Origin of the sequence: Kosakonia sp. N21, from assembly GCF_050587465.1 — a bacterium.
Taxonomy (GTDB): Bacteria; Pseudomonadota; Gammaproteobacteria; order Enterobacterales; family Enterobacteriaceae.
This window is the reverse complement of sequence record NZ_JBOBHR010000001.1, coordinates 316,100-339,220: the sequence shown is the minus strand read 5'-3', so window position 1 is coordinate 339,220 and position 23,121 is coordinate 316,100. Positions and strand designations below refer to the sequence as shown.

The window sequence follows — 23,121 nt, the reverse complement described above, 5'->3', positions numbered from 1 at the left end:
TATCCTCAACAGACTGTCTTTCCTAAGGGAATTAGCTGAACAATACGGTGCCGTTATCGTGCCATCATATGCCCCGGCATGGCAAAAGATTCTGCCCGCACGGTGGCTTTTTTTGCATCCTGAATGCGTAATTATGCATCCATGCACTATTATGGCGCACGTAATGCACCACAATGGGACATCAACCGTATCTCTGCACCACGCCGTTTAATTGACGTGGTGCACTTTCCCTCAGACCCGGTAGCCCGGGCCATGCAGCCTTACTCGCCGTAGACGTTAAAGTCGAAGTATTTTTTGGCAAGTTTGTCGTAGGTGCCGTCTTTACGCAGTTCGGCAAACGCTTTATCGAACGCGGCTTTCAGCTCGGTATCATCTTTACGCAGACCAATACCGGTGCCGTCGCCAAAGTATTTTTTGTCTTTCACTGACGGGCCAGCAAAGGCGAACCCTTTACCGGCGGGCTGTTTCAGGAAGCCTTCGCTGGCAGCGACTTCATCCTGGAACGCAGCATCAAGACGACCCGCAGCGAGGTCAGAGTAGATCAGATCCTGGTTCTGATACGCCACCACATCGATGCCTTTGGTCCGCCAGTTGTCGTTGGCATAACCTTCCTGCGTTGACCCTTGCAGCACGCCAACGTGCTTGCCTTTCAGCGAATCCAGCGTCGGTTGGATCGGCGAACCTTTTGCCGCAATCAGGCGGGAATCGGCCGCGTAGAGTTTGTCAGAGAAGGCGATCTCCTGCTGACGTTTTTCCGTAATGGAGAGGGAAGAGATAATCGCGTCGATTTTCTTCGCTTTCAGCGACGGGATCAGCGCGTCAAAGTCGCTCCCGACCCACGTGCATTTCACATGAATGCGTTTGCACATCTCGTTACCCAAATCGATATCGAAACCCACAAACTCCCCTTTCGCATCCTTGGATGAGAACGGCGCGTAAGTCGCATCGGTGCCGATGCGCACCGTCTGGGGAAGCGCTGCATAAACGCTGGCGGTCGCGGACAGACCCAGCATTAAAGACAGAGCGAGAACCGTCTTCTTCATACATTACCCTCAAGTGTTCTGTTTTTATTTTGTATTGCGTTGTGTTGTGTGTTGTGTTGCTGCCAGTTACCTTGCATGTCTTATGCCAGTTTCCCGCAGTGCATAAATTACCGCGTTAAATTTGTTAATAAAACGTTGCGGATTCACCTTAGTGATGAAAGATAGCAGGTCTGCCGAACGAACCGGAGCGTTAAGCGGGGAAAAGAGGGATTAAATGTTGAGGATATGATCGCGCTTGCAGAATTGCCCCAAAAAAGCGCACACCCTGCAGCAACGCACTATTTTGCAGCATCGCCCCCTTGCCAGCGGGTAAAAAGATCCTGCGGCAGGTCGATAGCAAACTGATCCAGCACGCGGTTGACCGTTTGATCGATCACCTCGTCAAGGGAGTGCGGACGGTGATAAAACGCCGGAACCGGCGGCATAATCACCGCACCCAGCTCAGCGGCCTGGGTCATTAAACGCAAGTGGCCAAGGTGCAGCGGGGTTTCCCGTACGCAAAGCACCAGCGGCCTGCGCTCTTTCAGCACCACATCCGCCGCGCGCGTGAGCAGACTGTCGGTGTAGCTGTGCACAATGCCGGAGAGGGTTTTAATCGAACACGGCAGAATAACCATGCCTGCGGTTTTAAATGAGCCGGACGAGATACTGGCGGCGATATCGCGGGCGTCGTGCACCACATTCGCCAGTGACTGCACATCGCGGAGCGAAAAGTCCGTTTCCAGGGAGAGGGTCTGACGGGCAGCCTGACTCATGACCAGGTGGGTTTCAACCTCCGCCACATCGCGTAGCACCTGTAACAGACGCACGCCGTAGACAGCGCCGCTGGCGCCGGAGATCCCCACAATAAGTCGTTTCATGATTGTCGCCCCTCTTTTGTGCGAGAACTTTGCCTGATTATAGAGGGCGTTGCAACAGATTGCGCCCCTCGCTGGCGGAGGGGCGCGACAGGATCAACCTTCGTTATGCATCTCTAAGCTTTCCACTTCGTTCTGACGCAGCACGGCTTTGGCATCGTCATTACGCAGGGAATCAAGATAGTCGAGATACTGCTGGTTAACGTCTTTGGTCACGTAGACACCGTTAAATACCGAGCACTCGAACTGCTGAATATCCGGATTTTCCGCACGTACTGCATCAATCAGGTCGTTGAGATCCTGGAAGATCAGGCCATCGGCACCGATAATCTGGCGGATCTCATCAACTTCGCGACCGTGCGCGATAAGCTCGTTCGCGGTCGGCATATCAATGCCGTACACGTTCGGGAAGCGAATTTCCGGTGCGGCGGAAGCCAGATAAACTTTCTTCGCTCCGGCTTCGCGCGCCATCTCGATGATCTGCTCAGAAGTGGTGCCGCGTACGATGGAGTCATCCACCAGCAGGACGTTTTTATCGCGGAACTCCGCGCGGTTGGCGTTCAGCTTGCGGCGCACGGATTTACGGCGCAGTTGCTGACCCGGCATGATAAAGGTACGACCAACGTAACGGTTTTTCACAAAACCCTGGCGGTATGGTTTACCGAGGATACGCGCGATTTCCAGCGCGATATCGCAGGAGGTTTCCGGAATCGGGATGACCACGTCGATATCCAGATCTTCCCATTCGCGGGCAATCTTCTCACCCAGCTTTGTGCCCATGTTGACGCGGGCGCTGTAGACAGAGATTTTGTCGATAAAGGAATCCGGGCGCGCAAAGTAGACGTATTCAAACAGGCACGGATTGCTGACCGGGTTATCCGCACACTGGCGGGTAAACAGCTGGCCTTTTTCGGTGATGTACACCGCTTCGCCTGGCGCGATATCGCGCAGGAACTCAAAGCCCAGCGTATCCAGCGCCACGCTTTCAGAGGCCACCATAAATTCCGTGCGCCCGTCACCGACATCACGTTTGCCCAGCACCAGCGGACGGATACCGTTCGGGTCGCGGAAGGCAACCATACCGTGGCCGATAATCATCGCCACGCAGGCGTAGGCACCGCGGATTTGGCGGTTAGTGGCGGCAACGGCGGCAAAAATATTGTCTGCTTCCAGCGGATAGTGGCGGAAGTTATCCAGTTCGCTGGCAAAAATATTGAGCAGAATTTCAGAGTCAGATGTGGTGTTAATGTGGCGGCGTTTTTCTTCAAACAGCTTTTTACGCAACTCGTGGGCGTTGGTCAGGTTGCCGTTATGCGCAAGCGTAATGCCATACGGGGAGTTGACATAAAAAGGTTGAGCTTCCGAGGCGCTGGAGCTGCCAGCGGTGGGATAGCGCACGTGGCCAATGCCCATGTTGCCCTGAAGACGCTGCATATGGCGGGCTTCAAAAACATCATTTACCAGACCGTTCGCTTTGCGCAGACGGAAACAGTTGTTCGCATCAATGGTGATGATACCCGCTGCATCCTGCCCACGGTGCTGTAACACCGTTAACGCGTCATAAATCGACTGGTTGACCGGCATAACACCGGCGATACCGACAATACCGCACATACGTCTTTTCCTCGTTAAGCCACATCTCAGGGGTTATGCCCTGGGCAAGAAACTCGACGAGCCTTGCAGATAGTCAAAGAACCATCTGATGATGAAGCTGAATTGCGGGATAAGCTGCGACTTTTGCCAGTCTTCGCTTTTCGACAGGCCTGTAAACGTATCAAGAAAGAACAGAATGGCGGCGACGATCAGCACGCCACGCAGCGCGCCAAAACAGATCCCCAACACCCTGTCTGTACCCGACAGGCCGGTTTTCTCCACCAGCGCCCCTAACACGTAGTTAACGATGGCGCCAACAATCAGCGTTGCGATAAACAGCACGGCGATGGCAATCCCATTGCGCACCAGTTCATCTTCAAAGCCCGTGAACCAGACAGACAGGTAAGTGTAGTAATGACTGGCGACAAAGAAAGCACAGCCCCATGTCACCAGCGATAACGCTTCACGAACAAAGCCGCGGATCAGGCTTACCAGACAAGAAAAACCAATCACCGCAATGATGGCGTAATCAATCCAGACCATATGTGTCCCACGATTTTACGCCCTGTCGTCCAGTTCGGGGCGAATTCTAACAGAAAAAGAAAACGTTTGCGTAGGGATTTCCTTCCCGCGCGTAAATAAAAATGGCGCTGAAAAAATATTCAACGCCACGGTTCCGATCGCCTGTCTTTGGTCGTTATTCAGGCTATTTCCCCTCCCCCTGATCCTCTCCCCGGAGGAGAGAGGAACGGGTCCCTCCGCTTTGGCTGAAGGCCGGGTTAAGGGGGCGTAACACTTAGTTTGGCGTATACCCCATTACCACACCGCTTAACCCTGACAGCTGATTGAGTTCGCTAAGCGAGCCTTTCAGCTTATCGCGCGACGCGTCCGGCCCGACCAGAATGCGGGTGATTTTACCCTGAACCGGCGTGGTCGGCGATGTGTAAACGCGGTACCCTGCGCCACGTAATTTGCCAACGATTTCATTGACCTTATCGGCATTTTTCAGCGCACCGAGCTGCACCACATACGCTTTGCCGGTAGGCGTTGGCTTCTCATCCTGCGCTTTTGGCGGCGCGGCAGGCTCTTCGTTCGCCATCGCCAGTTGTTCGCTGGTTTTATCACGCGTGGCCTGCGGTTGGGTCTGTTGCTGCGCCTGCGGTTTTGGCTGCGGTTTCTCAACCGGTTTAGGTTTTGTCACCGGCGGTGTGGTCACTTCCGGATTGGTATTGCCACTGGCGGCAAGCCGGGAGGCATCCAGTGAAGGCGCAGCCGCATCGCCTGCCTGCACCTCTTCCGCAGCCCCTTCCGGCGGCTGGGCAGGCAGCGCCTGCGTTGCAGCCGGCATCATATCGGGTTCGTCGCGATCGCCGGGTTTCGGCACCAATGGGATCGCCGCGAACTCATCCTGGTAATGCTTTTTCTGCCCGTCGAGCAACCCAGGAAGAATGATCACCCCGAGCGCGACAAGCACAATAGTGCCCATTAAACGGTTCTGAAACTTACTTGCCACCGGTTCTCCCCGCGTCCATCGCTTCCATCACATGCGCTACGGTGTGGAACGATCCACACACCAGCACAGTATCACAGGCGTCGGCTTCCGCCATTGCCGCCTGCCAGGCCTGCGCCACATCCGGCCATGCGCGGCCAGAAGTCAAATGCGCCAGCAGCTGCTCTGCCGTTGCGCCGCGCGGCCCTTCCAGAGGGGCACAATACCAGCTATCGACCACCGGCTCCAGACAGGCAAGCGTCCCGGCGATGTCTTTATCATGCAGCATGCCGATAACTGCCAGCACGCGCCCTTTCTTCGGCAACGCAGCCAGTCGCCCGGCGAGGTAACCCGCCGCATGAGGATTATGCGCGACATCAAGAATAAGACGCGGCGACTCGCTCACAATCTGGAAACGTCCCGGCAGAATGGCCTTCGCAATCCCGTCGCGTATCGCCTGCTCGCTGACTGATAGTCGGCTGGCCCGCAGCGCTGCCAGTGCGGTCGCCGCATTGGGTTGCGGCACCTGTGGCAACGGTAAATTGTTCAGGTCACCCTGCGCATCACTAAAGTTCCAGCCGTCGGCATTAACGGTATAGCGCCACTCCGCACCGCGACGCATTAATAATGCGCCCTTTTCCTGCGCCACATCGGCAATGGTGTGCGGCATATCCGGTTCGCCAACCACGGCGGGTTTACCGCCGCGGAAAACACCGGCCTTTTCCCGACCGATGCTTTCGCGATCCGGCCCCAGCCAGTCGGTGTGATCGAGTGCAATACTGGTGACCACGGCAACATCGGCATCCACCATATTGGTGGCATCAAGACGGCCGCCAAGACCGACCTCAAGGATCACTACATCCAGCGCAGCCTGCTTAAACAGCCACAGCGCGGAGAGTGTACCGAATTCAAAATAGCTTAATGAGATGTCGCCGCGTACGGCTTCGATTTCCGCGAAGGACTCCGTGTGTGCGGATTCGGCAAGCTCTTCCCCCTGCACGCGCACGCGCTCGGTGTAACGCACCAGATGCGGGGAGCTGTAAACGCCCACCCGATAGCCCGCCGCCAGCAGAATAGACTCCAGCGTACGGCAGGTGGTGCCTTTGCCATTGGTGCCGGCAACCGTAAAGACAAACGGCGCGGGGCGCAGCACATCCAGACGCGCCCCGACCTGGCTTACGCGGTCAAGGCCCAGATCGATGGTTTTACTGTGCAGATTTTCCAGATAAGAAAGCCACGCGGCCAGGGGCGACGTGGCTTGCGGAATGCGTTTAGTTTCCATGATGCCCGTTGATATGTACGGTTTGAAAAACAAAAGGGCAGTGCCTGGTGGCCCTGCCCTTCGGTATTATCAGGCGTCGCCTTCCTGAACTGGCGCCGATGGGATCACCGTGCCAACATGCGTATCGTCCGGATCCGGCGCCGGCAGATTCATCAGCTTCGCCAGAATACGTGCCAGTTTCAGGCGCAATTCCGGGCGGCGGATAATCATATCAATCGCGCCTTTTTCGATCAGGAACTCACTGCGCTGGAATCCCGGCGGCAGTTTTTCACGCACGGTCTGTTCAATGACGCGCGGGCCGGCAAAACCGATCAGCGCTTTCGGCTCAGCGATGTTCAGATCGCCCAGCATGGCGAAGCTCGCGGAAACACCACCCATGGTCGGATCGGTCAGTACAGAAATATACGGCAGACCGCGTTCCTGCATTTTTGCCAGCGCAGCGGAGGTTTTCGCCATCTGCATCAGCGACATCAGCGCTTCCTGCATACGCGCACCACCGGAAGCGGAGAAGCAGATCAGCGGGCAGTTATCTTCCAGCGCCTGCTCAACTGCGCGCACGAAACGCGCGCCCACCACGGAACCCATTGAACCGCCCATAAAGGCGAACTCAAACGCCGCAGCAACAACCGGCATGCCGTGCAGCGTGCCTTTCATGACCACCAGCGCATCTTTCTCGCCGGTCTCTTTCTGGGCTGATGCCAGACGGTCTTTGTATTTTTTGGAGTCGCGGAACTTCAGCACGTCTTTCGGCTCAAGCTCGCTACCCAGTTCCACCAGTGAACCTTCATCCAGCAGGCTATGCAGGCGATTACGCGCTGTCATACGCATGTGGTGGTCACATTTCGGGCAGACCTCAAGGTTACGCTCCAGCTCGGCGCGGTACAGCACCTGGCCGCAGCTATCGCATTTTGTCCACACACCTTCAGGGATGCTTGCCTTACGGGTGGGGGTAATGTTGCTCTTAATTCTTTCAATCCAGCTCATTGATAACCTTTATACATGAACCTGGTAGCCCATAAATGGTGCACATTAAAACATAACAGTTCGCAACTTGGGATAAAAAAGTGGTCGAACCGCCGTTGAGTTCTTATTTTGCCTGTCGCGCTGCGGCGCGACGGTGGCGAATAATCTCAAATACACCGGGAAGTATAGACACCACGATGATTCCCACAATCAGCAGCTTAAGATTCTCCTGGATCGCCGGGATGGTGCCAAAGAAATACCCGGCGTAGGTAAACAGGAGTACCCACAGCAGCGCGCCCACGACGTTAAACATGGCGAAATGGCGATAAGACATATGTCCCATACCCGCGACAAAAGGCGCGAAAGTACGCACTATCGGCACAAAACGCGCCAGAATAATCGTTTTACCGCCGTGTTTCTCATAAAACTGATGGGTTTTATCAAGATAGCTGCGACGGAAAATCTTCGAATTCGGGTTGCTGAATAATCGCTCGCCGAATAGCCGCCCAATGGTGTAGTTCACCGCATCACCGGCAATCGCCGCAATCAGCATTAATAGCACCATGGTGTGAACATTCAGATCATTAGTTTCCAGCGACGCCAGCGCACCGGCGACGAACAGCAGGGAATCCCCCGGCAGAAACGGCGTGACCACCAGCCCGGTTTCGCAAAACAGGATCAAAAACAGAATCGCATACACCCACACGCCGTATTGCGCCACCAGTTCCGCCAGATGAACGTCAATGTGCAGGATGAAATCAATCAGAAAGCGTATTAAGTCCATTATGCTTATGCCTTTTTCAATTGCGACTAGTCCGCCAGGAACAGCGGGCCCATTGGCGTAGAGGGAAGGTCAAAACGCTGCGGGTAATCTACCGACACCAGATACAGCCCTTCCGCTTTCGCCGTTGCTGCTGCCAGCGTTCTGTCCTTTACCGCCAGCAACTCTGCTATCCAGCTCTCCGGCTGGTTGTGGGCGCCTACTTCCATCAGGCTACCGACAATATTCCTGACCATATGATGTACAAAGGCATTGGCTTTGATATCGACCACCACATAAGGGCCATGACGACTGACATTAATGTGCATCAGATTGCGCCACGGCGTGCGCGACTGGCACTGCACCGCGCGAAACGAGGTAAAGTCATTTTCACCGATAAGACACTGTGCGGCGCGATGCATCCGCTCTGCGTCCAGCGGGTGGTAGTAGTGCGTTACGCCCTGGCCTAACACCGCCGGACGCAAGCGATGATTATAAATGACGTAGCGGTAACGGCGAGCCGTTGCGCTGAAACGGGCATGAAAATCATCGGGGACATCTTTCACCCAACGTACCGCGATGTCACCAGGTAAATTCGCATTTACGCCCAGCGTCCAGGCCGCCGGTTTGCGCAGCGCGGTGGTTTCAAAATGCACCACTTGGCCGGTTGCGTGCACGCCTGCGTCCGTACGCCCGGCGCAAAATACGGTGATCGGTTCATCCGCAACTTGCGAGAGCGCCTTTTCCAGCTTCTCCTGCACGCTGCGCACTTCCTGCTGACGCTGCCAGCCGTAATACTTGCTACCGTCGTACTCAATGCCAAGCGCGATTTTGTAGACCGGCGCTTTCAGCTCGTCCTGCATCAGTACAGATACTCCTGCACCAGTTTTTCGGCGATTTTCACCGCCATCAGCGCGCCGCCGAAGCGAACGTTATCCGCCACGGACCAGAACTGGATCTGCTCCGGCATGCCGTAATCATTCCGCACGCAGCCCACGGAAAGGTGCGCCTGGCCGGAGGCATCGCCCACCTGCGTCGGGAAGTCGTTCTCTTCCGACAATGCAATATCTTCAAAACGACCGAACGCATCGCGGGCTTCTTCTGCCGCCAACGGACGCAGGGCTTCAAAGTTCACCATCTGCGCATGACCGTAAAACACCGGCGACTGTACGCAACTGGCGGAGATCATTAACCCATCGTCCTGCAAAATTTTACGTGTCTGATCGATAATCACGCGCTCTTCGCGCACGCTGCCTTCACGGTCAGCCAGCAACGGCAACATATTGAATGCCAGTTGGCGACCGAAGTAGTCATCTTCATCAATCGGGATACCGTTCAACAGCTTGGCGCTCTGCCCTGCCAGTGCATCGACGGCCTTTTTGCCGTTACGCGAAACGGACAGCATGCTGGTCACCGCAATACGTGACAGCCCGCCTTCGTCTATCAGCGGTTTCAGTGCCGCCAGCAACTGACTGGTCAGGCTGTCCGGCACGGCAATAATGTTACGGTTGCGGTAATCCGCCAGCACAAACGGGTTGATATCCGGCATAACCAGCGGCACATCCGGCTCCAGAGCGAACAAGCCGCTGGAGTCGATAACCAGACAACCGGCGTTCGTCGCGTCATCAATCCAGGTGGCGGACGCCTGCGCGCCAGCCACGAAGAACGCCAGTTGCGCCTGCGTCCAGTCAAACTCAGCCGCGTCTTCCACACGCACGGTTTTACCGGCAAAACGCAGGTTCTCACCGGCACTTTCGCTTGTTGCCAGCGCATACAGTTCGCCTACCGGGAACTGGCGCTCTGCCAGCGTTTCGAGCAAGGCTTCTCCGACAGCGCCAGTCGCGCCGAGAACGGCAATATTCCAGCCTTCAGACATGGTGAATTACTCCAGAAAAAAAGCGTCCTTGCCGGATTTTCCGACAAGGAGCATTAAGAAGACATTAACGTACCGGGGTATGAACGGCGTTGAAGCCCAGTTGGTGCAGCAACGCAGCGGCGCTGGCGTCATCACACTGAACCAACAGTGATGACCACTCGCGGCGCTCAAGGTAATTTTTACGCAATTTATCGAACTCACCCGGTGTGCCTGCCACTTTTCGCAGCAATGCATCGTCGCGGCGCACATCATACACCAAATGAACCAGCCTTTTTAGCGTTGACTGATCGAGCCCGCCATGCAGCGTAATGCGGCCAAATTCCGGCGCGGGCAGCAGCGTATCCAGCGCTACCTGTTGGCGTTTACCAATAAATTCACTATATGCTTCAAAGACCTGCGTTGTACCGCGTGCTTTGCCTTCAAGCGTATAGCCGGCGATGTGTGCCGTGCCGATGTCCACGCGGTCCAGCAACGCCACGTTCAGATCGGGCTCCGGCTCCCACACGTCAAGCACCGCGCTCAGCGCCTGTCCGGCCTGTAGTCGCTGCAATAACGCGGCATTATCCACCACCGGTCCGCGACAGGCATTAATCAGAATAGCGCCAGGCTTAAGGCGAGAAATCAGCGTCTCATCCGCCAGGTGCAGCGTTTTATACGGGCCATCTTTGAACAGTGGCGTATGGAAAGTCAGCACATCCGCTTCACGCACCAACTCATCAAGACTACGGAAATCGCCCGCATCACCGCGATCGGCACGCGGCGGATCGCACAGCAACGTGCGGATGCCTAAGGCTTCCAGACGCGCCTGCAAGCGCCCGCCAACGTTACCCACGCCGACAATGCCCACCGTGCGATCTTTCAGCGCAAAGCCATCACGCTCCGCCAGCATTAACAGTGAAGAGAACACATATTCCACAACGGCAATGGCATTGCAGCCGGGAGCAGCAGAAAAGGCGACGCCCGCTTGTTGAAGCGAGGCTTCATCGACATGATCGGTACCTGCGGTTGCCGTACCGACAAATTTGATCCCCGTTCCCTGCAATAAGGCATCATTTACCTTAGTAACGGAACGCACCATTAATGCGTCGGCATCCGCCAGTTCCGCCACCGGGATCGGGCGCCCCGGAACAGCTTTGACCTCACCCAGACGACTGAAAAGATCGCGGGCGTAAGGCATATTTTCATCAACGAGGATTTTCACTAGAGTACCTGTTTGAGAACGGGAGTTGAGCGCGCAAGTGTGCCATAATCTGGCGGCCAGGCATACCCGCAATGCCGACAACGCCACGCGAGAGTAAGAGGATTTTCATGATGCAACCCATTCAGGGTGCCCCCGCGCGCCCTCCCGGGCAGGAGCCGCTACAAACCGGCAGCGTTCCCGGTGAACTACCCTTGTCCAGCGTGCAACGCACGGTGCTGGAACGCCTGGTTATTCGCCTGATCGCGTTGACCCAGCAACAGAGCGCAGAAGTCTGGGCTGGCGTGAAACACGATTTAGGGCTGAAGAATGATGCGCCGCTGCTTTCCCGCCACTTTCCGGCTGCGGAGCAAAATCTGAATCAGCGGGTGGAAATCGCCACGCAAAACCATACCACCCGGCAGATAATCTCGCAGTTGACCGAACTGCTGGGCCAGGGGAATAACCGCCAGGCGGTGAGCGATTTTATTCGCCAGCAGTTTGGTCAGACGGCGCTCAGTCAACTGACGCCGCAGCAACTGAAAACCGTGCTGACGATGCTGCAAAACAACCAGATCGCCATTCCGCAACCGCAGCAGCGCCCGGCCACCGAGCGCCCGTTACTGCCTGCGGAACACAATTCACTTAACCAGGCGGTGACCAAACTGGCGGCAGCGACAGGCGAATCCGGGAAGCTTATCTGGCAGTCAATGCTGGAACTGTCCGGGGTGAAAACGGGTGAACTGATCCCGGCAAAACACTTCGCACCGCTGATGACGTGGCTACAGGCGCGCCAGACGCTGAGCACCCACCCCGCGCCGACGCTGCACACGGTGCAAACGGCGCTGAAACAGCCGCTGGATCCCGTCGAGATGCGCACGATTACGGAATATGCGCAGCAAAACTGGCAGGCGACGCCGCAAACGGTTCTGACCACCGCGCAAGTGCAGGATATTCTCAATCAGGTGTTTTTACGCCGCACCGAGCGTTCGCCAGAAGCGCTGGAGATCCGCAATATTCAGCCGATCTACAGCCCCTTTGTCGCGCCAATTATCGAGACGGTTAAATCCATTTCCACCCGACCGGGATTGTTTTTCATTGCGCTGCTGGTCGTCGCGTTCCTGTTCTGGCTGGTGAGCTAAAAAAAGGCCCGATGCGCTCACGCGTATCGGGCCTGTAGACTTATCCGGCTTAGCTTAAATATTCTCGCCGTTTTGTTTGATCACATCCTGATACCACCAGAACGATTTTTTCCGGCTGCGCGCCAGCGTACCGTTACCGTCATTGTCTTTATCGACATAAATCATGCCGTACCGTTTTTTCATCTCGCCGGTACCCGCCGAAACCAGATCGATACAGCCCCACGGCGTATACCCCATTAAATCGACGCCATCCTCCACCACCGCTTTTTTCATTTCACTAATATGGTTGCGCATATAGTCAATACGGTACTGGTCATTGACGATACCGTCGCTTTCCGGCTGATCAATGGCGCCAAAGCCGTTTTCCACAATAAACAGCGGGAGCTGGTAAAGGTCGTAGAAATAATTGAGCGAATAACGCAAGCCAACCGGATCAATTTGCCAGCCCCAGTCCGACGCTTTGACATACGGGTTTTTCACCAGGCTTTTGGTTTCGTCATAGTCCAGCTGTGGATTATCTTCCATCGCTTTGGTGACGAAGGACATGTAATAACTAAAGCCGATATAGTCGACGCAACCGCGCGTCAGGATCTGCAGGTCATCGTCAGTAATATCGAGTTTAAATGCCCGGCGGGCGAAATAATTGAGCAGGTGTTGCGGGTAATAACCACGCACGTGTACATCGGTAAACCAGTAACGGCGGTGCATGGCCACCACCGACATCATCATATCGTTAGGATCGCAGGTTAACGGGTAAATCGGGCACATAGCGATCATGCAGCCAATTTTAAAATCCGGATTGATTTTATGCCCGGCTTCCACCGCCAGCGCACTGGCGACCAGCTCATAATGCGCGGCCTGATACATGATAACTTCACGATCTTCACCGGGTTGATATTTCACCCCGGAGTTAGTAAACGGCGCAAAATCTTCGTGGTAGTTGGCCTGGTTATTGATTTCGTTGAACGTCATCCAGTATTTCACCTTGCCGCGATAGCGGGTGAAAACGGTGCTGGCGAAGCGCACAAAGAAATCGATCACTTTACGGTTACGCCAGCCGCCATATTCGGTGACGAGGTGATAAGGCATTTCGAAGTGAGAAAGGGTAATGACCGGTTCGATATTGTATTTCAGGCACTCATCAAAGAGGTCATCATAAAATTGCAGCCCCGCTTCATTTGGCTCCTGTTCGTCCCCTTTCGGGAAAATACGCGTCCAGGCGATCGAGGTACGAAAGCATTTAAACCCCATCTCTGCGAACAGCTTAATGTCGTCTTTATAGCGATGGTAAAAATCGATGGCATCATGGTTGGGGTAGTTTTTACCGGGCAGCACGCCATCGGTAATTTCACGCGGTACGCCGTGCGCGCCGGCGGTCATAACATCGGCAACGCTGACGCCTTTACCGCCCTCTTTCCAGCCACCTTCCAGCTGATGTGCCGCTACCGCACCACCCCATAAAAAATCCGCTTTAAACCCGGGCATATCACTCTCCTTTCGCTAATGGTGCTGAAAGAATAAACAAGCCAGCGGTGACATAACATCACCGCTGTCGCGTTTTGTGAAACCGGTTGCAAAGAGAGTAATCCGCGTGGTCAGTACGCAATTATTTATGTGAACGGAAAGCGATTAACGTCACCACGATGCCAGTCACCGCAGAGATCGCCCCGGCCAGGAACACTGAAGAATAGCCCAGAGACGTTGCAAGCAGACCGGTCAACGGGCCGGTAAAGGCATACGAGATGTCCTGAAAGGCAGCATACCCGCCAAGTGCCGTACCACGCACCTGCGGCGGCACGCGTTTTACCACTTCGACGCCCAGCGCCGGGAAGATCAACGAACAACCGCAACCGGTTAATGCTGCCCCCAACAGCGCCATCCACGCGCCGTGCGCTTGCCAAAGCAACAGCAGGCCAATGGTTTCAATCACCAAAGAGACAATGGCGACCCGCACCCCGCCGAAACGGTCCGGCATCCAGCCGAACAGAATGCGCATCAGCACAAACGCGCCGCCAAAAGCCGTCAGGGTAAAACCGGCCATTGACCAGCCCTGGCTGGCGAAATAGAGCGAGACAAACGTACCAATTACCGCAAAACCCACGCCCTGCAAGGCCAGCCCCAGGCCCGGCTGCCAGATAAGCCCCACGACGCTCCATAACGACGGGCGAACGCCGGGATGCGCAGGCACGCTGCGTACGCTGCCGTTAAACGCCCAGGCAACAAACGGTAACAGTATGGTGGTCGCCGCCAGCGTCGCAAAACCGAAATGGCTGTGGATCAACAACCCCAGCGGTGCTCCGGCGGCCAGCGAACCGTAAATCGCCATGCCATTCCACGACATTACTTTGCCGGAACGCGCAGGCCCCACCAGCCCCATGCCCCAGGTCAGCGTGCCGGTCAGCAACTGGCTTTCGCCAAACCCCAGGATCAGACGCCCGACAACCAACAGCGCGAATTTCACCATCGGCTCCACCGGCAATAACGCGGCCAGCAACCAGGCAACACCCGCCAGCGCACAGGCAAACATCCCCTGCAACGCTGAACGCTTAGCGCCAAACTGGTCCGCCAGGCGGCCGGCATAGCCGCGCGTCAGCACGGTGGCAAGAAACTGAATACCAACGGCGATGCCGACCAGGGTGTTGCCATAGCCCAGCTCATTGTGCACAAACAACGGGATCACCGGTAACGGCAGCCCGACGGTCATATAGGTCAAAAATACCGCAAAAGCGATGCGAAACAGCGAGACATTCGCTGAAGAGGAACGAACAGAGTGTGTTTCTACAGACATGCATTACTCCATAACGCAGAGTAAGGCGGGATTTGGAAGTGCCCACGCCCCCTCTACCTGAGTGTCAGGATTAAGGTGCGTTGGATAACGTTAAACGCTTACGCATTATCGCAGTGATAATGTTGCGGGGTGGAGTTTGCCTGCCGCAGCGACAGGTTGTCAACGCATAAAAAAGGGAGCCTCAGGCTCCCTTTTTCAATTTGCGCGCTGTTACTTCAGTTTACGCATAACGAGCGTGGCGTTTGTGCCGCCGAAACCGAAGCTGTTGGACATGACCGTCGTCAGCGCTGCCTCAGTCGGTTTGGTCACGATGTTCAGGCCAGCAGCCTGCTCATCCAGATCTTCCACGTTGATGCTCGGCGCGATAAAGCCGTGTTCCAGCATCAGCAATGAGTAGATGGCTTCCTGTACACCGGCAGCGCCCAGGGAGTGACCGGTCATCGCTTTGGTCGCAGAAATTGCCGGGCTGTTGTTGCCGAACACTTCGCGGATAGCGCCCAGTTCTTTCACGTCGCCAACCGGCGTGGAAGTACCGTGGGAGTTCAGGTAGTCGATCGGCGTATCCACGCCGTGCATTGCCATCTTCATGCAACGAACTGCGCCTTCGCCTGACGGAGCCACCATGTCAGCGCCATCGGACGTTGCGCCGTAACCGACGATTTCTGCATAGATATGCGCGCCGCGCGCCAGTGCGTGTTCCAGCTCTTCAACCACGACCATACCGCCGCCGCCTGCGATAACGAAACCATCGCGGTGCGCGTCATAAGTACGGGAAGCTTTGTCCGGCGTCTCGTTGTATTTGGTGGAGAGTGCACCCATTGCGTCGAACTCACAGGCCATTTCCCAGCACAGCTCTTCGCCGCCGCCGGCAAAAACGATGTCCTGTTTGCCCAGTTGGATCTGTTCTACTGCGTTACCGATGCAGTGCGCAGACGTGGCGCATGCAGAGCTGATCGAGTAGTTCACGCCGTGAATTTTGAACGGCGTTGCGAGGCAAGCGGATACCGCAGACGCCATCGCTTTGGTCACCACATACGGACCGACCGCTTTCAGACCACGCGGGCTACGCATTGCGTCAGCGCCAAAGACCTGAGATTTAGAAGAACCGCCAGAACCGGCAATCAGGCCCACGCGCGGATTGTTCTGATAAACCTCTTCTTTCAGGCCAGCATCTTCAATTGCCTGCTGCATGGAGAGATAGGAATAGATAGAGGCATCGTTCATGAAACGAACCACTTTACGGTCAATCAAACCGGTCGTGTCCAGTTTAATGTTGCCCCATACGTGGCTGCGCATGCCGGAATCTTTGAATTCCTGAGAGAATGTGATCCCTGAGCGCCCTTCACGCAGAGATGCCAGGACTTCCTGCTGGTTGTTACCAATGCTGGAAACGATGCCCAGGCCAGTAATCACTGCACGTTTCATTCAATACCCCTAAGTCGCACTAATTAAGTTTCGTGTCGCAAGATAGCGTACACTTGTACGCCGAACAAGTCCGATCAGACAATTTGTGAGGAAATTTGCGCCTTTCCTTGACGACCGTTAAGATCGTGCCACTGCCTGATGGACGAGTAACTTACGTGAAACAAACCGCTATACAATCCGCCAACCTCGAATTCAACGCTGAGGGTACACCTGTTTCCCGAGATTTCGACGATGTCTACTTCTCTAATGATAACGGGCTGGAAGAGACGCGTTATGTTTTTCTCGGCGGCAACCAGCTTGAACAGCGTTTTCCGGAGCATCCCCGCCCGCTGTTTATCGTGGCGGAGAGCGGGTTTGGCACCGGGCTGAATTTCCTGACCTTGTGGCAGGCGTTCGCGGCCTTTCGCGCAGCACACCCCGACGCTACCCTGGAAAGATTACATTTCATCAGTTTTGAAAAATTTCCGCTGACCGCAGACGATCTGTGTAAAGCCCATGCCCACTGGCCGGAGCTTGCCCCCTGGGCGGAGCAGTTGCAGGCGCAGTGGCCGCTGCCATTTGCGGGCTGCCACCGTTTGTTGCTTGATGAGGGGCGCGTTACGCTGGATCTCTGGTTCGGTGATATCAACACGCTGACGGATAAGCTGGACGATTCGTTAAACCAGCGCGTGGATGCCTGGTTCCTCGACGGTTTCGCTCCGGCGAAAAACCCGGATATGTGGACCCCGGAACTGTTTCAGGCCATGGCGCGCCTCGCCAGACCCGGCGGTACGCTGGCGACCTTTACCTCTGCGGGTTTTGTGCGCCGCGGATTGCAAGATGCCGGGTTTACCATGCACAAGCGCAAGGGATTTGGCCGTAAGCGCGAAATGCTGACCGGGGTGATGGAACAGGCGCTCACCTCCACGCCCCGCGCGCCATGGTTTGCCCGAAGCGCCGCCCGTGCGCGCGAAGTGGCACTGATTGGCGGCGGTGTAGCCAGCGCCCTGCTTTCGCTGGCGTTGTTGCGCCGCGGCTGGCAGGTGACGCTCTACTGCGCCGACAGTGCTCCGGCAGAAGGCGCATCCGGCAACCGCCAGGGGGCGCTTTACCCGCTGCTTAGCGCGCATGATCCGGCGCTGGCGCACTTCTTCCCCGCCGCCTTTACTTTTGCCCGCCGACGTTACGATGCTCTGCCGGTCACGTTTGACCACCAGTGGTGCGGTGTAACGCAACTGGCCTGGGATGAGAAAAGCCAGCAGAAAGTAGATCAGATGCTGACGCTGGATTTACCGGGTACGCTGGCCCATGGTGTTGATGCGTTAACCGTTCAGACACTGACCGGCGTTGACACCGGCTGTGGCGGCATCACCTATCCGGCTGGCGGCTGGCTCTGCCCGGCTCAATTGACGGCGGCAGCGATCGCGCTGGCCTGTGAACAGGGTTTGCGGGTGTGCTACGAACATGACGTACAGCAGCTCACGCCTGCGGATAATGGCTGGCAACTGCATTTTCACCACGGCGAGGTACAGCAACATGCGGTGGTGGTTCTGGCTAACGGGCACCGCATCAGCCAGTTTGCGCAGACGGAACACCTGCCGGTCTATCCGGTTGCCGGGCAGGTCAGCCATATTCCGACCACGCCTGCACTTGGGCAATTGCGCCAGGTGCTCTGTTACGACGGTTATCTGACGCCGCAAAACCCGCTTAATCATCATCATTGCATCGGTGCCAGTTATCATCGTGGGCAGGCGCAGGCGGCGTATAGCGAAGCGGATCAACAGCAAAATCGCCAGCGCTTGCTGGACTGCTTCCCGCAGGCTCCGTGGGCACAAGAGGTGGACGTCAACGGCGGAGAAGCCCGTTGCGGTGTGCGCTGCGCCACGCGTGATCACTTGCCGATGGTCGGCAACGTTGCTGATTACGACGCCACGCTGGCCGTCTACGCACAACTTGCCGAAGCGCCGGAAAACGCCGTCAGCGCGCCCGTTTATGACGGGTTGTTTATGTTAGGAGCTCTCGGCTCGCGCGGTTTATGCAGCGCCCCGCTGACGGCTGAAATCCTGGCATCGCAGATGAGCGATGAGCCGATCCCACTGGACGGCGACACACTGGCGGCCCTCAATCCAAACCGATTATGGGTGAGAAAGTTATTGAAGGGCAAAGGCGTGAAGTAAGGTCAAAGGAGCACCCTCCCCAGCTTACTCAATTCCCGTTTGATGGCATGTTCAATATGATAGAGCTGAATCTCATCGCTCTGTTCATCGGCTGCGAGCACGGCAGCCAGTAAAGCAACATTGCGAATACTGGCGCCAGTGAGATCACCACGAATTGCCAGCTCAGTGAAATCCACATCGTCTGCAACCTTCAGCGTTGTTGGCCATATTGTCTGCCATATCTGCGTGCGAACAGCCACATCAGGGTAGGTAAAGTGCGTAATAAAGGTGAAACGCCGACTAAAAGCCGGATCGAGATGCCCCCGATTGTTCGTGGCGAGGATCACCAGCCCCGGGTAACTTTCCAGCCGTTGCAACAGGTAGGAGACTTCAATATTCGCATGACGATCGTGCGCATCCTTAGTTTCACTACGCTTGCCAAACAGTGCATCTGCCTCATCAAAAAAAAGGACCCCACTGTCTGTCTCCGCCAGATCAAAAACCTGCGACAGGTTTTTTTCCGTTTCCCCCACATATTTGCTGACCACAGCAGAGAGATCCACTTTAATCAGATCCACGCCCAGGTACTGCGCCAGTACTTCTGCGGCCATCGTTTTCCCGGTCCCCGATTCGCCATAAAACAACGCACTGATACCTGTCTTCCCCCCCGTTTTGTGAGCGAAATGTGTAACCGTAATACTTTCCCGCAGCCGGATGGCGGCAAGAATTTCGTTTAATTGTTTTTTCACCGATGGTGCGACCACAAGATCGTTGAAACCACGTACAGGCACAACGCGCTGCGCTAACTTGCCAAAGTTTTTCCGTGAACGAAAAAGCAATGTCTTGCGCAGGTCCTCAGTCGCTAACGACGCCCCTTTATCCCTAATCTGACGATAATATTCCGCCTCAGCCATCAGTAAGGGAATGTCGGCAGGATTAAAAGCATAACGCTCCGCTAACGCCAGAAGAGCCTGTTTATCCCGTCCATCATGATTCGTGTCTGGCCAACCAAGATGCAGGCTATCTGCTCTTTCTGCGATCGTGACCTGTGGCGCGGCGAAATGAACGCAGGCTACTGCCTGTAGAGAGGAGAGTGCGGTGGAAAAGTCGGGTAAAACAAAAACAGGTAAATGGGTCAGCGGCAGCAGTCTGTCCAGGGTACGGGCAACGCGATGATTCACTGCCTCATCTGTTGACCAGTTTCCCAATAGCAATGCGGCATTATCAAGCAAAGCATCGCGAATGATCTCGGTCATCGTTTGTTGCTGTTGTGATGCAGAAAGAGACGCCATTTCAAGAACATCCAGGCGCAACAGCGCGAGGTGATATTTTGTCAGAATATTGGCGAGCGCCTGCGAGCTTCCATCCAACTCATGTCCTTCAAGCACAATGACGGGGGGAATTCCGACTTCGGGATTCAGGCACAAGCGGTAAACCTGTTCACTGACAGAATCGGGGTACCACGCAAGATCATCAGCTTCGATTTGGCGGGGATAGGGGAAGCTGTATTTTGCCAGCGCCCCATTATCACAAAAGAAATGCCACACCGACTCACTGACCGTATAAATTGTCGCCGGGGCTTTGTTGGTTTTGGTCGTCGTTTTAATTAACAAAGCAAACTGGAATAACGGTGATGAAGGGTGCAAAGCCGATAGCAACAATTGATATTCCGTACAGGACGCGCCAAGCATCTGCATCAATAGTTGCTCACTCATCCCTTCTCTGATGCCGCTATCAGGCAAAGCCGCATAGTGACTGCTAAGCCGCGGCAACAGGCACGCCAGCAAAATATCGCGCTCGGTCAGCGTTAAGTCAAAACGGCCTATCAGACTGTTCATTTTTTTCGTAAGCGCAGAGCAAGAAGCCGGTAAATAGCAGGAGGAAAGAGATAACCAACCCGGTTCCCCCTGCAAAAAGATCAAACGCGAGTCCACCGTCTCTTGTGATAAGAAATAAGCGGAAAGGTTTTCAGGTATCCTCCCATTGTTCCGCAGATACGCCTGTTGAAAGAGCAGGTCAACCCGTTCAAGGCTGTAATAAAAGTTATCGTCGTCATTGCTCGCATCATCTATAGACACACCATCGGACCCGGAATAGAGAGACATAATGTTTCCTTCAGGTTATTGAATGGCCAAATGACGGGATATGTATGAGGCTAAGAGAGTGGCCAGCTTTCACTGACCACTCCAGATATTAGCGGAGGATAGACTTCGCAATGCGGGCGTAAGTATGCCGGATACCACGGATGGCGATGCTATAAGCCAGAATATTCTCCGGTAACGCCATACCTAAATAGCCGGTATCACCAATGTGGTGCAGGTCCGCACCTGCCATCTTACTCATCAGCGCAATCTGGCGAATCGTATTAACATCAGCCCCTTCCTGAGAAGTACCGACCGCCGTCATTGCCAGAACACCGTTTTGATGAGCACAAGCAATCAGCGATGATACCTTTTCCACAGTCATCCCCGGAACTGTACCCGGAGCAGGCACCAGAACGATGTCCGCGCCCTGCGCAGCAAACCAGGCGACTTCCTCTTCCGTAATGATTTCGCTACCGCTTTCCCTTACCACTCCGGCCCCGTGCATTTTTCCGGTGATAAGCAAAGCGGTGTCACCTACCGCCTCACGGATCTCTTCTACTGCGCGCCCTAAGGCACGATTACTGACGCCGTTGTTCGGGTTGCCGGTTAAGACCAGAATTTTCGCGCCCATTGATACCATTTTTTTAGCATTGTCCGCCGTTGCTGCACGCCCGGGTTTCATCTTCCAGATATCGTCGTGAGCGACAGCAAATTCGGCATCCACGGCTTCCAGGTTGACCCCGATGATACGCCCGGTGAGCCGCTGTAATTCCTGTAAGCTCTGCTCGGGTGCAACGCCTGTAGGCAGCCCCTGAATAACCGGGTTTTCACTGTCGAACATATTGATCAACAATATGTCTGCCCCCTGCGAAGCCGCGAGTTCCGCATTCGTGACTGTATTCAGTAACGGTTGAACAATTGCGATCGACTCGCTTACCATCACACGCCCTTCGCTGGCGCGGATAGCGTACAACAACGCCGCTTTATCCATACGGGCAAAGTCAGAGGCGCTACAATCCAGTAATCGTTTATTTTCCATGTCGGGCATGTCCTTATTGCTTAGCTAATTCACGTATTTCACCGGCGATGATTTCAGCGCGTGTGCCAACAATGACCTGCAACCCGGTAGCCCCACGTTTCACCAATCCCATTGCTCCCAGCTTTTTCAGTTCCGGTTCATCGATCACATCCATATTGACCACTTCCAGACGCAAGCGAGTGATACAGGCATCAATGCTGGTCAGGTTTTCTTTTCCGCCTAACGCGTGCAGATAGCCAGTCGCCAGCTGAGAAGGATCCGCTGTTGAGGCTCCAGTGTCATCATTATCCTCTCTTCCTGGCGTCGCCAGATTGAAGCGGCGGATAAAGAAACGGAACAGGAAGTAATACATTGCGCCCCAGAAAATACCTACCGGCAACATAAGCAGTGGATGAGAGGCAAGCCCAAACGACAATACGTAATCAATTAACCCCGCAGAGAACGTAAACCCAAGCTTAATGTCAAGTAACTGACATACTGCCATGGAAACCCCGGTCAGGACTGCATGAATGCCATAAAGCAGAGGAGACAGGAACAGGAAAGTATACTCGACAGGTTCAGTGATCCCCGTCAGGAAGGTAGTCAGCCCCAGGGATAAAAACAGGCCCGCGACAGCTGGTCGTTTATCTTTTGGCGCCGCGTGATACATCGCAAGACATGCGGCAGGTAAAGCAAACATAAAGACCGGGAAGTACCCAGCCATAAATGCCCCGGCAGAAGGATCGCCAGCAAAGAAGCGGTGAATATCACCCGTAACAACAGTCCCCTCTGGCGTGGTGAATGAACCAAATACGAACCAAACCAACGAGTTCACAATATGGTGCAAACCAACGACGCGGAAAATGACGTTCAGAATACCGTAAACAAATGGACCGACAGGGCCAGAGGTCACCAGCCAGTTACCAGCTGCGTTCACGCCCGCTTGCACTGGCGCCCATGCCCAGGCCAGTGCGATCCCCAGAAGCAGGCATAGCAGTCCGGTGACAATAGGAACAAAACGCTTGCCTCCGAAGAAAGCCAGATACTCCGGCAACTTGATATTTTGGTAACGGTTATACAGTACACCGGCGAGTACACCGGTAAGGATACCCGCCAATACGCCCATGCTCAGGTCCGGGTTGATGGCCTTCATCACTGAGGTCAGCACCAGATAGCCAATGGTTCCTGCCAGGCTGGCGGCGCAGTGGTTATCTTTTGCGATTCCACCGCTGATACCGATGGCAAACAGCAAGGGCAGATTCTCGAACAGCGTCAGCCCGGCTTTAGTGACAAAATCGATATTAAAAACATCGGGTTGTCCCAATCGCAACAATAACCCGGCAACAGGTAGCACGGCGATGGGCAGCATTAATGCCTTACCCAGCCGCTGCATCATGACGAAAAAATTACCTTTCATAAATTCACCTTGAACATTTCTCAGTCTGGTTGGTACACCACTTCGACCTCATTAATACACCAATAGTGTACC

19 protein-coding genes are annotated in these 23,121 nt (G+C 55.1%); 2 read left to right on the top strand and 17 right to left on the bottom strand.

What is annotated here, in order from left to right; all coding sequences use genetic code 11:
• Positions 1–260: 260 nt before the first annotated feature.
• From argT to pdxB, 11 genes are all read right to left on the bottom strand, one after another.
• Positions 261–1,043 (bottom strand): lysine/arginine/ornithine ABC transporter substrate-binding protein ArgT, encoded by a 783-nt coding sequence (argT, locus tag ACQ3G7_RS01530; RefSeq protein WP_061493892.1) that lies wholly within the window; start codon positions 1,041–1,043, stop codon positions 261–263.
• A gap of 278 nt (positions 1,044–1,321) precedes the next feature.
• Complete coding sequence (locus ACQ3G7_RS01525; protein ID WP_263100004.1) at positions 1,322–1,903, bottom strand: UbiX family flavin prenyltransferase; 582 nt, start codon at positions 1,901–1,903, stop codon at positions 1,322–1,324.
• Positions 1,904–1,996: 93 nt separating this feature from the next.
• Positions 1,997–3,514 carry an amidophosphoribosyltransferase gene (purF, locus tag ACQ3G7_RS01520; RefSeq protein WP_430888596.1) on the bottom strand — a complete coding sequence of 506 codons (1,518 nt, stop codon included), beginning with the start codon at positions 3,512–3,514 and terminating at the stop codon, positions 1,997–1,999.
• Positions 3,515–3,547: 33 nt separating this feature from the next.
• Entirely contained in the window at positions 3,548–4,036 is a 489-nt protein-coding gene (gene cvpA, locus ACQ3G7_RS01515; RefSeq protein WP_061493889.1) for a colicin V production protein, read from the bottom strand.
• Between the two features lie 253 nt (positions 4,037–4,289).
• Entirely contained in the window at positions 4,290–5,006 is a 717-nt protein-coding gene (dedD, locus tag ACQ3G7_RS01510; RefSeq protein WP_430888595.1) for a cell division protein DedD, read from the bottom strand.
• A complete protein-coding gene (folC, locus tag ACQ3G7_RS01505; protein ID WP_430888594.1) occupies positions 4,996–6,264 on the bottom strand; it encodes a bifunctional tetrahydrofolate synthase/dihydrofolate synthase in 1,269 nt (422 codons plus the stop codon). The genes dedD and folC overlap by 11 nt, the downstream gene beginning before the upstream one ends.
• Before the next feature lie 69 nt (positions 6,265–6,333).
• A complete protein-coding gene (gene accD / locus ACQ3G7_RS01500; protein WP_263100001.1) occupies positions 6,334–7,248 on the bottom strand; it encodes an acetyl-CoA carboxylase, carboxyltransferase subunit beta in 915 nt (304 codons plus the stop codon).
• Between the two features lie 103 nt (positions 7,249–7,351).
• Positions 7,352–8,011 carry a DedA family protein gene (locus tag ACQ3G7_RS01495; RefSeq protein ID WP_430888593.1) on the bottom strand — a complete coding sequence of 220 codons (660 nt, stop codon included), beginning with the start codon at positions 8,009–8,011 and terminating at the stop codon, positions 7,352–7,354.
• A 26-nt stretch (positions 8,012–8,037) separates the two neighbouring features.
• Complete coding sequence (gene truA, locus ACQ3G7_RS01490) at positions 8,038–8,850, bottom strand: tRNA pseudouridine(38-40) synthase TruA (protein ID WP_430888592.1); 813 nt, start codon at positions 8,848–8,850, stop codon at positions 8,038–8,040.
• Positions 8,850–9,863: an aspartate-semialdehyde dehydrogenase gene (locus ACQ3G7_RS01485; RefSeq protein ID WP_430888591.1), complete on the bottom strand. Its 1,014-nt coding sequence runs from the start codon at positions 9,861–9,863 to the stop codon at positions 8,850–8,852. Before ACQ3G7_RS01485 ends, truA begins: the two co-directional genes overlap by 1 nt.
• Before the next feature lie 64 nt (positions 9,864–9,927).
• Positions 9,928–11,064: a 4-phosphoerythronate dehydrogenase PdxB gene (pdxB, locus tag ACQ3G7_RS01480; protein WP_430888590.1), complete on the bottom strand. Its 1,137-nt coding sequence runs from the start codon at positions 11,062–11,064 to the stop codon at positions 9,928–9,930.
• Between the two features lie 110 nt (positions 11,065–11,174).
• Between pdxB and flk the strand changes: the two genes are divergently transcribed.
• The gene (gene flk / locus ACQ3G7_RS01475; RefSeq protein WP_430888885.1) at positions 11,175–12,182 is read left to right on the top strand and encodes a flagella biosynthesis regulator Flk; all 1,008 of its coding nucleotides are present in this window, start codon (positions 11,175–11,177) and stop codon (positions 12,180–12,182) included.
• Between the two features lie 54 nt (positions 12,183–12,236).
• Here flk and ACQ3G7_RS01470 read toward each other — a convergent pair whose 3' ends face one another.
• From ACQ3G7_RS01470 to fabB, 3 genes are all read right to left on the bottom strand, one after another.
• Positions 12,237–13,667, bottom strand: a complete 1,431-nt coding sequence (locus ACQ3G7_RS01470; protein WP_263099996.1) for a 6-phospho-beta-glucosidase — start codon at positions 13,665–13,667, stop codon at positions 12,237–12,239.
• Positions 13,668–13,788: 121 nt separating this feature from the next.
• A complete protein-coding gene (locus ACQ3G7_RS01465) occupies positions 13,789–14,970 on the bottom strand; it encodes an MFS transporter (protein WP_430888589.1) in 1,182 nt (393 codons plus the stop codon).
• 210 nt (positions 14,971–15,180) lie between these two features.
• Complete coding sequence (gene fabB, locus ACQ3G7_RS01460) at positions 15,181–16,395, bottom strand: beta-ketoacyl-ACP synthase I (protein WP_430888588.1); 1,215 nt, start codon at positions 16,393–16,395, stop codon at positions 15,181–15,183.
• Positions 16,396–16,550: 155 nt separating this feature from the next.
• On the opposite strand from fabB, the gene mnmC reads away from it, so the two are divergent.
• Positions 16,551–18,551, top strand: a complete 2,001-nt coding sequence (gene mnmC, locus ACQ3G7_RS01455) for a bifunctional tRNA (5-methylaminomethyl-2-thiouridine)(34)-methyltransferase MnmC2/FAD-dependent 5-carboxymethylaminomethyl-2-thiouridine(34) oxidoreductase MnmC1 (RefSeq protein WP_430888587.1) — start codon at positions 16,551–16,553, stop codon at positions 18,549–18,551.
• Between the two features lie 2 nt (positions 18,552–18,553).
• Here the strand turns inward: mnmC and ACQ3G7_RS01450 are convergent, their stop codons facing one another.
• From ACQ3G7_RS01450 to nagE, 3 genes are all read right to left on the bottom strand, one after another.
• Positions 18,554–20,635 carry an ATP-binding protein gene (locus tag ACQ3G7_RS01450; protein WP_430888586.1) on the bottom strand — a complete coding sequence of 694 codons (2,082 nt, stop codon included), beginning with the start codon at positions 20,633–20,635 and terminating at the stop codon, positions 18,554–18,556.
• Positions 20,636–20,723: 88 nt separating this feature from the next.
• Positions 20,724–21,653, bottom strand: a complete 930-nt coding sequence (locus ACQ3G7_RS01445; protein ID WP_430888585.1) for a DUF7916 family protein — start codon at positions 21,651–21,653, stop codon at positions 20,724–20,726.
• Positions 21,654–21,666: 13 nt separating this feature from the next.
• Positions 21,667–23,049, bottom strand: a complete 1,383-nt coding sequence (gene nagE / locus ACQ3G7_RS01440) for an N-acetylglucosamine-specific PTS transporter subunit IIBC (RefSeq protein WP_430888584.1) — start codon at positions 23,047–23,049, stop codon at positions 21,667–21,669.
• Positions 23,050–23,121 lie beyond the last annotated feature (72 nt).

Bases quoted from the DNA above. Each gene is read 5' to 3' on its own strand.
- argT (WP_061493892.1), bottom strand. From the start codon at position 1,043: ATGAAGAAGACGGTTCTCGCTCTGTCTTTAATGCTGGGTCTGTCCGCG.
- ACQ3G7_RS01525 (WP_263100004.1), bottom strand. From the start codon at position 1,903: ATGAAACGACTTATTGTGGGGATCTCCGGCGCCAGCGGCGCTGTCTAC.
- purF (WP_430888596.1), bottom strand. From the start codon at position 3,514: ATGTGCGGTATTGTCGGTATCGCCGGTGTTATGCCGGTCAACCAGTCG.
- cvpA (WP_061493889.1), bottom strand. From the start codon at position 4,036: ATGGTCTGGATTGATTACGCCATCATTGCGGTGATTGGTTTTTCTTGT.
- folC (WP_430888594.1), bottom strand. From the start codon at position 6,264: ATGGAAACTAAACGCATTCCGCAAGCCACGTCGCCCCTGGCCGCGTGG.
- accD (WP_263100001.1), bottom strand. From the start codon at position 7,248: ATGAGCTGGATTGAAAGAATTAAGAGCAACATTACCCCCACCCGTAAG.
- ACQ3G7_RS01495 (WP_430888593.1), bottom strand. From the start codon at position 8,011: ATGGACTTAATACGCTTTCTGATTGATTTCATCCTGCACATTGACGTT.
- truA (WP_430888592.1), bottom strand. From the start codon at position 8,850: ATGCAGGACGAGCTGAAAGCGCCGGTCTACAAAATCGCGCTTGGCATT.
- ACQ3G7_RS01485 (WP_430888591.1), bottom strand. From the start codon at position 9,863: ATGTCTGAAGGCTGGAATATTGCCGTTCTCGGCGCGACTGGCGCTGTC.
- flk (WP_430888885.1), top strand. From the start codon at position 11,175: ATGCAACCCATTCAGGGTGCCCCCGCGCGCCCTCCCGGGCAGGAGCCG.
- ACQ3G7_RS01470 (WP_263099996.1), bottom strand. From the start codon at position 13,667: ATGCCCGGGTTTAAAGCGGATTTTTTATGGGGTGGTGCGGTAGCGGCA.
- ACQ3G7_RS01465 (WP_430888589.1), bottom strand. From the start codon at position 14,970: ATGTCTGTAGAAACACACTCTGTTCGTTCCTCTTCAGCGAATGTCTCG.
- fabB (WP_430888588.1), bottom strand. From the start codon at position 16,395: ATGAAACGTGCAGTGATTACTGGCCTGGGCATCGTTTCCAGCATTGGT.
- ACQ3G7_RS01450 (WP_430888586.1), bottom strand. From the start codon at position 20,635: ATGTCTCTCTATTCCGGGTCCGATGGTGTGTCTATAGATGATGCGAGC.
- ACQ3G7_RS01445 (WP_430888585.1), bottom strand. From the start codon at position 21,653: ATGGAAAATAAACGATTACTGGATTGTAGCGCCTCTGACTTTGCCCGT.
- nagE (WP_430888584.1), bottom strand. From the start codon at position 23,049: ATGAAAGGTAATTTTTTCGTCATGATGCAGCGGCTGGGTAAGGCATTA.